Source organism: Vibrio chagasii (assembly GCA_041879415.1).
Lineage (GTDB): Bacteria > Pseudomonadota > Gammaproteobacteria > Enterobacterales > Vibrionaceae > Vibrio.
This window is the reverse complement of sequence record CP090851.1, coordinates 2,139,337-2,152,702: the sequence shown is the minus strand read 5'-3', so window position 1 is coordinate 2,152,702 and position 13,366 is coordinate 2,139,337. Positions and strand designations below refer to the sequence as shown.

Genomic DNA, 13,366 nt, shown 5'->3' with positions numbered 1-13,366 from the left:
CTCTATTTTTATGCTTTCATTTCTAGTTAGGGCGTACTTTAGTTACCTTTGTAATGACGGTATTCAAACACCTGACCTTTGTCATTAAACGCATACACCGAGTATTCGTCTTTCTTATCGCCATACTCCATACCTGGAGAGCCCATTGGCATTCCCGGTACTGCTAAACCGATCGCATTACGTGGTGGGTTTTCTAAAAAGGCTTTCACGTCTTCTGCTGGGATGTGCCCTTCAAATACGTAACCGTCAATCTCTGCTGTGTGACAAGATGCTAGCTCAGGTGTTACCCCTAGCTTTTGCTTGATTGGGTTCATATCATCGTGGAGCTTCTCTGTTACATCGAAACCAGCATCACGCATGTGCTCGGTCCATTCTGTACAACAGCCGCAGTATGGTGATTTATGGTTTAGAACATCAGTTGCGAGAGCTTGTCCTGAAATTGCAGCGAGTGCAGTAAGAGTCATAATTTTACGAATCATGGCTAACCTCATGAATATGATTATTGTTGATATTAGAATGGGTCGGTTTGAACAGTCTCAGTCTATTGGCATTACTTACCACAGTAATGGATGACATCGCCATCGCTGCGCCTGCCACCACTGGGCTGAGTAGAAATCCGAAAAACGGGTAGAGCACACCAGCCGCGATAGGAATGCCTAGCGAGTTGTAGATGAAGGCTCCAAAGAGATTTTGCTTCATGTTTCTCACCGTTGCTTGGGACAGTTCTATCGCATTACTAACAGAGAGAGGTGACGAGTTGAGAAGTGTCATTTGTGCACTCTCGATCGCCACATCACTGCCACTGCCCATGGCAATACCTATATCGGCTTGAGCCAGTGCAGGTGCGTCGTTTATACCGTCTCCAACCATTGCTACACTCTTATATTGTTGTTGAAGCTGAACAATATGTTGCGCTTTCTGCTCTGGAAGTACTTCAGAGATCACCTCATCGATACCGACGCTTTTGCCAATCGCTTGAGCAACCGAGTCGTTGTCGCCAGTGAGTAGCACTGTGTGAATTCCGGCGGATTTTAGTTGAGCAATCGCTTGTTTGCTATCTATTTTTAATGCGTCTGAAATGCCTAATATGCCTTCCAGTTTTTGGTCGATGACAACGAAAATTGGCGTCCATGCTTGTGTGCGGCAAAGTTCAATAAAGTCACGGCCTACTTGAGTATCAATACCGAGTTGGGTTAGGTATTTCAAAGAGCCGACTTGAACGTGTTTGCCGTTAATGTTGGCTTGTACACCAAGGCCTCGGCGGTTTTCAAAGTCGCTGTGTGGGAGTACTGAAACTTCTAAGTTCTCGGCATACTGGCAAACGGCTTTGGCAAGCGGGTGTTCTGAACCAACTTCAACCGAATAGGCGTAAGTCAGCAGTTCTTGTTCTGCTAGGTTTTGATAAAAGGCCTGTTGAACGCTTGGTTTACCTTGGGTTAGGGTACCCGTCTTATCAAATACCACTGCATCGATTTTACTCGCTGACTGCAACACATCAGCATCTTTGATTAGAACGCCAAACTCAGCAGCTTTGCCTACACCTACTGTAACAGAAAGCGGCGTGGCAAGGCCTAGAGCACACGGACAAGCGATGATCAGCACAGTCGTTGATACGACAAGCATGTAGCTTGCACTTGGTTGCGGACCAACAAAGAACCACACTAGGGCAGCAACGGCTGCGATCGTGACGACAACAGGAACGAAAACAGAAGAGATAGAATCGGCAAGCTTGGCAATTGCAGGTTTACTGCTTTGTGCTTGGCGAACCATCTGGATGATGCGAGCCAACATAGTGCTCGAGCCAATTCCTGTCGCTTCAATAATTAAGCTTCCATCACCATTAATAGTACCTGCTGAAACACTATCATTAACCGATTTTACGTTGGGAAGCGGCTCACCAGTCAGCATGGATTCATCGATGTAAGACTCTCCTGATACCACAACACCATCTACCGGTACTTTCTCCCCTGGTTTGACGCGTATCTGCATACCCACTTGGATAGCCTCTACAGCAATGATTTGCTCTTTGCCATCGACGATAACCATCGCTTTTTGAGGCTGTAAATTAATCAGTGCTTGCAACGATTTTGTAGTACGAGCTTTGGCTTTGGCCTCGATGTAGTGACCCAAAGAAATAAGGCCAATGATCATCGCGCTCGCCTCAAAATAGACGTGGCGAGAGGCTTCGGGGAACCATGATGGAATGAGCACAACCAACATTGAGTAGAACCATGCTGCGCCTGTACCCAGAGCAACTAGCGTGTCCATGGTCGCGCGTTTGTGCATTAAGGATTGCCACGCGTTAGTGAAGAAGCTGCGTCCAGAAGTGGCTAACAACACCAAGCAAACCACACCGATTAACCCCCATGCTAGTTGGTCGTTAACTGTCGCAATGGTCATGCTGCCACCGAAGACGCCCCATGCCATTAATGGTCCGCCAAGTAGTAGCGCACTCACTGAATTTTTCAGGAAGGCCTGTTGAGTGCGAAGTTGTTGCTCTTGCTGTTTTTGTTGTTGTGTTGCCGCATCATCAACAAACTCAGCGCCATAACCTGCGGCTTTCACCGATTGGATAAGCTTGTTTTCAATAAGATCACGTGTTTGAGAGGTGAAAACTAAGGCTGTTTGCTCGGCAAGGTTGATCTGAGCTTGATCGACGAACTCGTTCTTTTTCAGTGCTTTTTCGACCGAAGAAACGCAACTCGCGCACGTCATCCCCTCAAGAACAAGGTGATAAGTATATTGACTTGCAACGGGTTCAGTTGGCGTTGTAACTGTGGAGGCTGGTTTTTTATCTTCTTCTAAATCTGAACTTGGTGACTGTTTATGAGATTTAGAGTCGGGGGCTGCGTGATAACCGACGCTTTCGACCAGCTCAATGACCTCGGACTCAGAAAGCAAAGTGACCAGTGATAATTCTTGTTTGCTGACTTCTAGGCTTGATGCTTGACTAGTTTGTTCAAGCGCTTGAGTCAGTTTGCTCACGCATTTGCCGCAATTAAGACCGGATAGCGAAAGGTGCAGCTGATTACCCATAGAATAACCAAGCGTTGCTAACTGTTCGTTGAGCTCAATGTAACTAGAAGGAGTCGAAATATCGATGTAGGTCGGCGAGATGTCATTGATAGTCGTGCTGTCGAGATCGCTAAACAGTGTGCGGACTTTCTTCGCACAACCCATGCAATTTAGGCCGTTGAGCGCGGTTGTGTAGTGATTCATATCGATACTCCAATTCTCATCTACGCCTAACATAAACCTTCCCGTAAGGGTAAGGTCAAACATAAATTCAAGAATTTGATCTTGGTGGTGTGTTAGCTGGTGGTTTCAGTCAGGGATGGAAGAGGGAAATTAAGAATGTGCGGCTATAATCTACTGGCTAAGACTATTGATTTACGACTTTAAGGGCGTAATTGCTCTTTCAATAACGGCTTTCGTACAACAACAGCACATTAATCATTCACTACTGATTGTAGATTTAAGCGGTGGTGATAAAATAGCGCCCAAAATTTAGTGATGGTTGACTATTGCAGGCCCTGTAATAGGCTCCACTAAAAGAATCACCTACATAATCAAGGTATTTAAATGACGGTTAAAACTCGTTTTGCTCCTAGCCCAACTGGCTATCTTCACGTTGGTGGTGCACGTACTGCACTTTACTCTTGGCTATTCGCTAAAAACCAAGGCGGTGAATTCGTTCTACGTATCGAAGACACAGACCTTGAGCGAAACTCTCAAGAAGCGGTTGATGCAATTCTAGAAGGCATGCAATGGATGGGTATGGAATGGGACGAAGGTCCTTACTACCAATCTAAGCGTTTTGACCGTTACAACGAAATGGTTGATAAGCTTCTAGCTGAAGACAAAGCATACAAATGCTACGCGTCTAAAGAGCTGCTTGATGAAATTCGTGCAGAGCAAGAAGCAAACAAAGAGATGGCTCGTTACGATGCGAACCACCCTAAAATTATTGCCGCTAACGAAGCAGCACAAGAAGGCGATGCGTGCGTTATCCGTTTCCGCAACCCTAAAGAAGGCAGTGTAGTATTTGATGACCAAATCCGTGGTCGCATTGAAATTTCTAACAGCCAACTTGATGACCTGATCATTCGTCGTACAGACGGTGCTCCTACTTACAACTTCGTAGTAGTAGTGGATGACTGGGACATGGGTATCACACACGTTGTTCGCGGTGAAGACCACATCAACAACACACCTCGTCAAATCAACATCTACGAAGCACTAGGCGCGCCCGTTCCAACTTTCGCTCACTGTGCAATGATCCTAGGTGATGACGGTGCGAAACTGTCTAAGCGTCACGGCGCTGTATCGGTAATGCAATACCGCGACGAAGGTTACCTACCTAACGCACTTAACAACTACCTTGTTCGTTTAGGTTGGTCTCACGGTGACCAAGAGATTTTCTCTCAAGAAGAGATGATCGAGTTCTTCAGCCTGAACGCAATCAGCAAGTCTGCATCTGCATTCAACACTGAAAAGCTACTTTGGTTGAACAACCATTACATCAAAACTTCTGAGCCTGAGTACGTTGCAAAATACCTGCAATGGCACCTAGACGCACAGAAGATCGATACAACAAACGGCCCTGCTATCACTGAAGTGATCAAGCTAGTTGGCGAGCGTTGTAACACACTTATCGAACTTGCTGAGCAGTCTCGTTACTTCTACGAAGATTTCTCTGAGTTTGAAGCTGGCGCAGCTAAGAAGCACCTACGTGGTGTTGCTAAAGGCCCATTAGAGCTTGCTCTTGCTAAGGTTGAAGCACTTGAAGAGTTCACAACGGCAAACATCAAAGACGGTGTGATTGCAGCAGTATGTGAAGAGCTAGAGATCGGCATGGGTAAAATCGGTATGCCACTTCGCGTAGCAGTAACAGGCGGCGGTCAGTCTCCTTCTGTTGATGCTGTGATGGAGCTTGTTGGTAAAGAGCGCGTAATCGCTCGCATTAAGATGGCTCTTGAGTTTATCGCAGAGCGTGAAGCTAACGCTTAATTGAGCAGTTGTTAGATTCAAAAAAGGGTCAGTAACTTGGTTACTGACCCTTTTTATTTGTCTCAACTTTTATTGTCTAAACAACTTCGTTTATTGTCTAAATTACTTTGCTATAGCTGGTCGTCGGCAATCATTTGAGTTGCTTGCGCGGCTGATTTCTTATCGAACAAGATATCCATCATCGCTTTGATGCGTTCCATATCGTCACCAAACTTGGAAAAGTTGCCGCTATTTGGCGCCTTAAACTCTACGTTACCAACGCGCTGTTGATCTTGATAAGCTGAGATCTTTGCGTCTGCTACAAAGGTTCTCAAATCCCAGCTCCAACGAGATACGTAATCTAGCGTGACTTCTTCAGGCTTGTGTTCAGAACCGTCTGCGACAACCTTACACTTTACTTGGTTGTTCAAACACCAGTCGAGCATCGAATCAAGAAACACAGTGCGTGTTTTGGTGTCCTCTACGATGGTGATGTTTTTAATGTTGTTCGCTTCTGGCAGTGCGTTTCCTGAATACTTAGGAGCACTACAACCTGCGAGTAAAGTGACAGCAGCAACGGCTAACCAGTTTTTCATTATCTATCCTAGATTTTCTTGAAGATGATAGAGGTGTTGATACCACCAAAGGCAAAGTTATTGCTCATCAGATATTCAACATCCAGTTCGCGACCTGAGCCCGTGATGTAATCGAGCTTGCCGCACTGTTCATCGACATTCTCTAGGTTTAGGGTTGGGCTGAACCAACCGCTGTGCATCATCTCAAGGCTTAACCACGCTTCAATCGCACCACATGCGCCAAGTGTATGACCAAAGTAACTCTTAAGAGAGCTAATAGGCACTTCACCAAAGATATTCGCTGTTGCATTACTCTCTGCAATGTCGCCTTTTTCAGTCGCAGTGCCATGAGCAGAAACGTAACCAATCTTCTCTGCTGGAAGTTGTGCGTCTCTCAATGCTTTTTCCATACATATTTGCATGGTTTCCATCTGAGGTTGAGTGACATGAGCAGCATCGCAGTTGCTAGCGAAACCAATGATTTCTGCATAGATTTTTGCGCCGCGAGCAACCGCATGTTCGTACTCTTCAAGGATCAGGGTTCCGGCACCTTCGCCGATAACCAAACCATCACGCTCGCAGTCGTATGGGCTAGGGGATTTCTTAGGTGTGTCGTTTTTTAAACTGGTAGCGAAAAGGGTATCGAAAACGGCAGACTCAGTTGGGCATAGCTCTTCGCCACCGCCAGCAACCATTACGGTTTGGTAACCATGCTTGATCGCTTCATAGGCGTAACCAATAGCTTGGCTTCCAGAAGTACATGCACTGCTGGTGGGAATCACGCGGCCACGCAGTCCAAAGAACAGACCTACGTTAACTGCTGCAGTGTGCGGCATCATTTGAACGTAAGTGGTTGCTGTGATTGCTCGTGTAGACTTCTCATTCAGCATCACACCAAACGCACCAACCGCATCGGTACTGCCGGTTGAAGAGCCGTAAGCGATACCAGTCTCACCATTGGTCAGTACATCATGACCAATTAAGCCAGCTTGCTCCAATGCATTCTCAGTAGCAACGGTTGCTAAGCGTGATACTCGGCCCATGCCACGTACTTGCTTACGCTTGTAGTGTTTAGGCAGTTGGAAGTCATCAATAGGTGCTGCAAGCTTAGTGTTGAGACCATCATATTGCTCGAAGCTTGGCATATACTGGGTCGCATTTTCACAGGCCTTTAGTTTAGGCTCTATCTGTTGCCAGTCGTTACCAAAAGCAGTAACACCAGACATTCCAGTTACAACAACGCGGCGGGTCATACTAAGCCTCCATTTACTGAAATCACTTGGCGAGTTACGTAGCCTGCAATATCCGACATTAGGTAGCTCACTAGGCCAGCCACTTCTTCCGGCTCACCCATTCGGCGCAGTGGTACTTGAGGAAGCGCGTGATCTTTCACGTGCTCGTCAACCATACCGGTGTCAATTAAGCCAGGAGCGACACAGTTTACAGTGATCTTGCGTTTTGCGAGTTCTAGAGCAAGAGACTTAGTCGCGCCAATCACCCCCGCTTTTGCAGCAGCATAGTTAGTTTGACCACGGTTCCCCATAATGCCTGATACAGATGCTAGAGTGACGATACGGCCACCTTTACGCTTTTGCACCATAGGCATCACGCAAGGGTGAAGTACGTTGTAGAAGCTGTCTAGGTTGGTATGGATCACGCCATCCCACTCTTCTTCTGTCATAGCAGGGAATGCCGTGTCGCGAGTAATACCTGCGTTGTTTACCACGCCGTAGTAAGCGCCATGTTCAGCAATATCAGACTCTAGCTTTTCACGACATTCGTTGCGGTTGCTGATATCAAATTGGATAAGACGTCCAGCGCCACCTTGCTCGGTGATCGATTGTAGAGTCTCTTCAGCACCTTGCTTGTCACCCATGTAATGAACGGCGATTTCAAATCCGTCTTTCGCGAGTTGAATAGCGATCGCTTTACCAATGCCTTTGCTGGCACCAGTGACTAAAACCTGACGGGTCATGATGGGCTCCTAGTTTTCATTTCTTGTAATTTTTGTTCGGTTGGCACGTAAACATTGAGTTGGCATTGAGCTACCAACTCGCCTTGGTCTTCGACTCTTGCAGTAAATACGGCCATACCACTGTCTTCCATAAGCTGTTCGGCGTAGATATCGAGGGTCTGACCTTGAGTAAACTCATCACACAGTGATTTATAGCGACGAGATCCAAGTAGGAAACCGATAGGGGGAGTGGTGCCGTTTTTCAGCGCATGGTATCCAGACCATGCCGCTACAGACTGCGCCATAAACTCGATGCCAACATAAGCTGGGACCGTTTGAGATTCGGCATTAAAGAACAGATTATGGTCACCAATATCGACCTGACAGTGGATCGACAACGCCTCTACGCTGATAGCACGATCGATTAATATCATCGGATCATCGTGAGGGAGAAGTTGGTCTACAGAAGGGATATCAGTCATTTACTACACCAAAAATCAGGCTAATGTTGTTGCCACCAAAAGCAAACGAGTTGCTTAAGATATTCTTTACTTTAAGTTTCTGGGAACAGTTTACCAAATCAACCTCAATATCTTCAGCTTTATCCTGACATTTTTGTAAGGGAAGCGGTAAGTCATATTTCAAAATATGCCAAGCAATTGCAGCCTCAATCGCACTTGCTGCGCCTAGAGTATGCCCGGTTAACGGCTTGGTAGAACTTACGGGAACCTTGTTTGCAAAAATACGATGGATGGCTTTACTTTCCATCGAGTCATTAAGTGGCGTTGCTGTACCATGCGCATTGATGTAACCGATGTCTTCTGCGGTTAACTGTGCAGAATATAAAGCTTTTTTCATTGCTTGTTCAGCGCCATTTCCTTCAGGATGAGGCGCTGAAATGTGGTGTGCATCAGAGCTATCACCACAGCCTAATAAGGCAATTTGAGGTGTGTTTGGAGTAGAATGAACACGCTTGATCTTGGTTTTACTGAGCAACATAAATGCGGCTGCTTCACCAATATTGATGCCATCTCGAGATTCGCTAAATGGCTTACAATGTTTAGTTGAAAGGGCTTCAAGACCATGGAAACCATTGAGTGTCAGCTTACATAAGGTATCCACACCACCGACTAACACGGCATCAGCCATGCCTGAATCTAACAAGCGCTGGGCGGTTAGAAACACGCGACCGCTGGATGAGCAAGCCGTAGAGATGACATAGTTTGGCCCCGTTAACGCGCAGTATTGGCTAACGAACTCAGAAGTGTCCCCAAGCTCTTGTTTTGAGTAATGGTAATCTTCTGGAAACTCACCGTTTGTCAGTTTTTGTTTGAAGGCCGCTTCACCATCGGAGATACCAGAGGTACTGGTGCCTATAACAACAGCAATGCGGTCTGCGCCAAATTGTGCCTTGGCAAGTTCAATAGAATCTTTGATTTGGTTGAGAGCTGATAACGCCAGTTGGTTGTTGCGAGTGGCATACTTCACGAGAGTGGATGGAACCTCTGGTAGCGCACCTGCGATTTTGCCAACGACAGTGTGTTTGCCGTCGTTCAGCATATCACTGACTTCAACCATGTTCGGTTCACGTTCGCCTTTTAGGCAGTCATGAATGTCAGTAATACTTGAGCCTAGCGCTGAGTGGAAACCACAGTCTTGGATATAAATAGGCATAGTGTTTAGCTCTTACTTGGGTTATCGACAATCGTTGAATTCAACGTTTGTATAGTAATGGTGTAGCCTTGGGTCAAATGTTTGAAAACAATGTTGCCTGCCGTTTTGTGTGTATTCGGTTCGGCTTGATAATCAATTCGTATGATTGCCTGCTTCTTGTCATCAAACACAGTGCGGCTGTTATCTGTATCGACCAAATGCCAGCCTATACCTTGTAGCGGTTGTGCCCATGCTTCTGCAGGCCACAAGGTGAGCATCAAATTAAACAGTACCTGTTCGGGCTGAGGAAGGGTAGCACCGAGGCCAGATAGTACTTGTGTTTCAATGGCTTGGTTTTGATACTGCAGCGATAAGATGCGTGTACCCCAAGAAGAGAAGCCAGCTAAAACGACCTTATCGGGCGTAACTTCAACTTGAACCGGTAACTGCTGGGTATCCTCTTGCCAGGTTGCGCTAATCAATTGACTTGCTGTTAATGAGTACCCAAGTTCTTCGGGTAGAGGCAAGGCGAGTTCTGTGTCTTTATTGATAGTGACGCTCGCACCTGTCGGTTGTTGAGAAACCAGTGAGCAGGCATTGAGTAGGAAGCTAAATATGACAGCGAATGCTATCTTTATCGTCTTGTTCATCTAAATGCCTCACGCGGTTTGTTCTTTTCTGTGGCTTGCTCATTGTTGATGGCGAGTGGGGAAAGCAGCCACGCCACAAAAATTCCGGTTAACACGGTAATCCCGAAGCTGTGAATGGCATGAGTATGACTCAGTGACAGTAAGCCGAATGACAGCAGTGTCGTGAGGCCAGACAAAGTGATCGCTAATAGGGTGCTTAGCGACTTCTTCTGCTCCGCAAAGAACAGGGTGTAGTCGATACCGATCCCTAAAATCAAAATCAAACCAAGCAGATTAAATAGGTTCAATGTTGAGCCTAAAACGCCGGTCACCGCTAACCCCGCTACACCTGCAATAAGAGATGGTAGAAGCATTAATAGGCTTTGTTTCACGCCATATCGCCAACCTAGCACCATGCCAATAGCAGCGAGGGCAATCAATAACAGCTCGGTAATTTTGACGCGGTACTCAGCAAAAAGAGAGGAGATTTCATCTGCTTTATTGAGGTATTTCACACCTTGCTGCTGAGCAAAGTCGGACTCTAACCACTGTGAGAACAGCTCAGTGTTAGTGACGTCTTTGATCATGATAACTGACGCTGCTTGGTTATTGATTGGTTTTAACCAAAGTGGGTGAATAGGCTCTGATACAGGCGACGATAGAAACTCATCGAGCGTGATCGGACTGTATTTAGGAAGCTCTGGGAAGCTCGGCCAGCCAAGCGTAGTTTGTAGTGTGGCGCTTTGACTATCATAAAGTTGCTTAACCAGCTGATAGTTATAGTGTTGTTCTTGCTCGCTTGGCAGGTGTTGATTGACGCTGCGATAGCCTGAGATAACTTGCTGAGCGACTAAGTTATCAAGATTAGAACTGATCAATGCTAACTTATTGAGCAGCGCTTGGTTACTTTCGGCAGTAACTAGCAGCATGTTCTGAGCACTACCTAAACCAGATATCTCAGAGATGGCTTGCTCTTGGTGTTTTAGCTCGTCAGGCATTGCTTGAAGCTGCCTGATATCGTCGTCGTAGCGAACCTGCGTGATTGACGCCAAACTTAAGACGGTCACTATCAATGGCAAGCCGATTTTAAATTTGGGATGGTTCCACAAGTTTAACCATGTGTGCCAAAGGCTAGCCAAAGGAAGCGCTCGCTCTTGGCTCGGTTTAGAGGCCAACACGGGGTACCAACACACCACGCTAGCGTAGGCGGCGATAAGTCCGATAGACGAGAATAGCGCAAGTTGCTGTAGGCCAGGGAAGGGCGCAACCAGAAGCCCGAGATATCCGATTAAGCTAGTGATTAAACCTAGGGTGATGGCAACTAAGATGTGCTTTAGCCCTTTATCACTCTGCCATCGGCTTCCTGCGGCCAAACGGTCAGTGAGGTAATGGAACGAGTAATCAATGGATACGCCAATCAAGCTCGCACCAAACACCAAGCTGAACAGGTGGACCTTGCCAAAGATAGCGACGGTGCTTGCCAATGCGACCAATAACCCCGTGCTAATTGAGAGTAAAGACAAGGCAAGTGGGAGTGCGCTACGAAACGTCAGCCACACTAATAGAATCACGCCCGCCAAGGAACCTAAGCCAATAGTGCTGATTTCAGACTTCGCACTTTGAGTACCGTAATTTGCGTAGAAAACTACGCCAGTGTGCTGAACTTTAACGTCAAATTGATTCTCAATGTCTCTCTCTAAAGTATCTAACGCAGGAAGCTGTTCTTGAATCGCCAAGCTATATGGTGAGCCTGCCAGCGTTGCGGTAACGAGGATATGTGATTGCTCTTGAGATTGAGCGGTGAGATAGCCATCTTTAAGCCCAAAGTTACTCGAGCGGGTGCCAACCTCGCTTATATAGTCACGAAATAACAGGAATGGGTCTAACGTTAGCTCGGTCGCTGTCACGCCTGAAAAAGGGTTGTACAAGGATTGAATCACATACTGAGCTCGTGACTCTGGTGCGTGTGTCAAAGTCTCTTTCTGTTGCTCTGTTAGTAGTTGCGTTCGATGACGGAAGTAGAAGTCACTCCATTGGCTTTGTGTGCTTGAGTTAATTTTACCTTGCACGTGTTTGAAGAGTACTGAACCACCTGAAAACAAGTCGTGATTGAGTGCTTTTTCAAAGGCTTTGGTTGCCGCGATGGTGTTCTTGATGTCTGATCCACTTAAGATGAATACGACTTCTTCACTCATCGAGTTGGAAATTTGCTGGAAAGCTTGTTCAACCATAGGATCTTGCTGATTTTCAGGCAGCAATTTCATGATGTTGCTTTCGATAGGCACTGAAGAAGAAAAAGCGAACTGTTTAATCAACAGTCCGCTGAATAGTGCCACAATCACTAGCCAGACAAGGGCGAGCTTAGAGCTGAAATTGTTGCGCTTCGGCATCTGACAATACTTCCGGTTGATGGCTTAGCTTACTGAATTCGATCACCGTGCTATCTCCGCGAATCTCTTTTAACTCAATACGCTCAATATCACTGTTACCTTGCAGCGTGATGGCCTCAAATACTGCATTCATAGGTGCGCTTTTGGGCTTGAGAGTCAGTGTCCAAGATCCTGTATTTTGGTCTGAACTTTGTGCCGTTGCAGGCTGGAACGTCAGTGAGAATTGGTCTTGAAGTTTTTGTGTATCACCGTGGAACACCGATAGGAAAATGTGGCTGAAATAAAACGCCATTGGGTTTTCTTTATCAGTGATGATCTTTGCGGGCTGGTCGGCAAACCTTTGGCTCAACTTGTTGTCGGTAAGCACTAAGTTCACCGGAAACGGTGTAGTTTGTGTCCAAAGTAAACCACTTGATTTGTCTAATAGGAATGTACCTTGCGACGTCAGAGGCTGGGCGAACATCTCCATATTGCGCGTTTGAGTAAACTCACCACGAACAATGCTATTTTCGCTGAGTACCGTCTGCAGCTCTGAGATAGAACCGATAGCAGCAGTGTTCTCTTTGGCGCTTACAAGGCCACTCGTCATTATCGCAGTAAGCCCAAGTAGCAGGATATTGATGTGTTTGCGGCTGCGCTTAAACAGATTCATGATTCACCTGCTGTGAGCTAGAAGCTTGGGATTGATGTTCAGCTGCGAGAGGTAAGCAGCCATACTGGTGCCAGTGTTCTACCTTGTCAGTAAACACTTTCGGTGAAGCGAAACACATCTCTTGCTCTTCAATGGTTACCGCAACCTGCATGGTGTGTGCTCGAGTCATGCGAGCACCGGTTAGGGCATCATGAATTTCATAATCGACGCGCAGGCGGTTTTCCCACTCGGTGAGCTTCGCCGTGACCTTAATCTTGTGATTAAACGGTATCGCTTTGATGTATTTTACGCGGGTATCGATGATAGGCCACATGTAGCCTGAATCCTTCATCTCATGGTAGTTGTACTCAATCTTATCCATCATGATGCGTCTTACTTCTTCAAAAAACCGGAAGTAGTTGCCGTGATAGATCACGCCCATAGGGTCGGCATCTTGGAATGAGGTAACAAGTGTCACCTCAGATTGTAATGGATGAAGGATTTCAGACATAAATCGCTCTCAACAATATTGCGTAAAGGGTTGG

At 46.4% G+C, this 13,366-nt stretch carries 12 protein-coding genes; 1 reads left to right on the top strand and 11 read right to left on the bottom strand.

What is annotated here, in order from left to right; genetic code table 11:
- Positions 1–38 precede the first annotated feature (38 nt).
- Positions 39–479 carry a DUF411 domain-containing protein gene (locus L0991_09670; GenBank protein ID XGB61708.1) on the bottom strand — a complete coding sequence of 147 codons (441 nt, stop codon included), beginning with the start codon at positions 477–479 and terminating at the stop codon, positions 39–41.
- On the bottom strand, positions 469–3,282 hold the full coding sequence (locus tag L0991_09665) for a heavy metal translocating P-type ATPase (GenBank protein ID XGB61707.1): 2,814 nt from the start codon (positions 3,280–3,282) through the stop codon (positions 469–471). Before L0991_09665 ends, L0991_09670 begins: the two co-directional genes overlap by 11 nt.
- A gap of 300 nt (positions 3,283–3,582) precedes the next feature.
- Here L0991_09665 and gltX point away from each other — a divergent pair, with 300 nt between their 5' ends.
- Positions 3,583–5,010: a glutamate--tRNA ligase gene (gltX, locus tag L0991_09660; GenBank protein ID XGB61706.1), complete on the top strand. Its 1,428-nt coding sequence runs from the start codon at positions 3,583–3,585 to the stop codon at positions 5,008–5,010.
- 110 nt (positions 5,011–5,120) lie between these two features.
- Here the strand turns inward: gltX and L0991_09655 are convergent, their stop codons facing one another.
- The 9 genes from L0991_09655 to L0991_09615 are packed head-to-tail and all read right to left on the bottom strand — an operon-like array spanning position 5,121 to position 13,332.
- Positions 5,121–5,585: an Sbal_3080 family lipoprotein gene (locus tag L0991_09655; protein XGB61705.1), complete on the bottom strand. Its 465-nt coding sequence runs from the start codon at positions 5,583–5,585 to the stop codon at positions 5,121–5,123.
- A gap of 8 nt (positions 5,586–5,593) precedes the next feature.
- Positions 5,594–6,817 (bottom strand): beta-ketoacyl-ACP synthase, encoded by a 1,224-nt coding sequence (locus L0991_09650; GenBank protein ID XGB61704.1) that lies wholly within the window; start codon positions 6,815–6,817, stop codon positions 5,594–5,596.
- The gene (locus L0991_09645; protein XGB61703.1) at positions 6,814–7,539 is read right to left on the bottom strand and encodes a 3-ketoacyl-ACP reductase FabG2; all 726 of its coding nucleotides are present in this window, start codon (positions 7,537–7,539) and stop codon (positions 6,814–6,816) included. The genes L0991_09650 and L0991_09645 overlap by 4 nt, the downstream gene beginning before the upstream one ends.
- Entirely contained in the window at positions 7,536–8,000 is a 465-nt protein-coding gene (locus tag L0991_09640) for a hotdog family protein (protein XGB61702.1), read from the bottom strand. The genes L0991_09645 and L0991_09640 overlap by 4 nt, the downstream gene beginning before the upstream one ends.
- Positions 7,993–9,192: a beta-ketoacyl-[acyl-carrier-protein] synthase family protein gene (locus tag L0991_09635; GenBank protein XGB61701.1), complete on the bottom strand. Its 1,200-nt coding sequence runs from the start codon at positions 9,190–9,192 to the stop codon at positions 7,993–7,995. The genes L0991_09640 and L0991_09635 overlap by 8 nt, the downstream gene beginning before the upstream one ends.
- 5 nt (positions 9,193–9,197) lie before the next feature.
- Entirely contained in the window at positions 9,198–9,821 is a 624-nt protein-coding gene (locus tag L0991_09630) for a DUF3261 domain-containing protein (GenBank protein XGB61700.1), read from the bottom strand.
- Positions 9,818–12,190, bottom strand: a complete 2,373-nt coding sequence (locus L0991_09625; protein XGB61699.1) for an MMPL family transporter — start codon at positions 12,188–12,190, stop codon at positions 9,818–9,820. The genes L0991_09630 and L0991_09625 overlap by 4 nt, the downstream gene beginning before the upstream one ends.
- Positions 12,162–12,842 (bottom strand): outer membrane lipoprotein carrier protein LolA, encoded by a 681-nt coding sequence (locus L0991_09620; GenBank protein ID XGB61698.1) that lies wholly within the window; start codon positions 12,840–12,842, stop codon positions 12,162–12,164. The genes L0991_09625 and L0991_09620 overlap by 29 nt, the downstream gene beginning before the upstream one ends.
- Positions 12,829–13,332, bottom strand: coding sequence for an acyl-CoA thioesterase (locus L0991_09615; GenBank protein XGB61697.1), 504 nt, complete (start codon positions 13,330–13,332; stop codon positions 12,829–12,831). Before L0991_09615 ends, L0991_09620 begins: the two co-directional genes overlap by 14 nt.
- Positions 13,333–13,366: the final 34 nt, after the last annotated feature.

What these genes read in the sequence shown, in the direction of transcription:
- L0991_09670 (XGB61708.1), bottom strand. Translation starts at nt 479, where the DNA reads ATGATTCGTAAAATTATGACTCTTACTGCACTCGCTGCAATTTCAGGA.
- L0991_09665 (XGB61707.1), bottom strand. Translation starts at nt 3,282, where the DNA reads ATGTTTGACCTTACCCTTACGGGAAGGTTTATGTTAGGCGTAGATGAG.
- gltX (XGB61706.1), top strand. Translation starts at nt 3,583, where the DNA reads ATGACGGTTAAAACTCGTTTTGCTCCTAGCCCAACTGGCTATCTTCAC.
- L0991_09655 (XGB61705.1), bottom strand. Translation starts at nt 5,585, where the DNA reads ATGAAAAACTGGTTAGCCGTTGCTGCTGTCACTTTACTCGCAGGTTGT.
- L0991_09650 (XGB61704.1), bottom strand. Translation starts at nt 6,817, where the DNA reads ATGACCCGCCGCGTTGTTGTAACTGGAATGTCTGGTGTTACTGCTTTT.
- L0991_09645 (XGB61703.1), bottom strand. Translation starts at nt 7,539, where the DNA reads ATGACCCGTCAGGTTTTAGTCACTGGTGCCAGCAAAGGCATTGGTAAA.
- L0991_09640 (XGB61702.1), bottom strand. Translation starts at nt 8,000, where the DNA reads ATGACTGATATCCCTTCTGTAGACCAACTTCTCCCTCACGATGATCCG.
- L0991_09635 (XGB61701.1), bottom strand. Translation starts at nt 9,192, where the DNA reads ATGCCTATTTATATCCAAGACTGTGGTTTCCACTCAGCGCTAGGCTCA.
- L0991_09630 (XGB61700.1), bottom strand. Translation starts at nt 9,821, where the DNA reads ATGAACAAGACGATAAAGATAGCATTCGCTGTCATATTTAGCTTCCTA.
- L0991_09625 (XGB61699.1), bottom strand. Translation starts at nt 12,190, where the DNA reads ATGCCGAAGCGCAACAATTTCAGCTCTAAGCTCGCCCTTGTCTGGCTA.
- L0991_09620 (XGB61698.1), bottom strand. Translation starts at nt 12,842, where the DNA reads ATGAATCTGTTTAAGCGCAGCCGCAAACACATCAATATCCTGCTACTT.
- L0991_09615 (XGB61697.1), bottom strand. Translation starts at nt 13,332, where the DNA reads ATGTCTGAAATCCTTCATCCATTACAATCTGAGGTGACACTTGTTACC.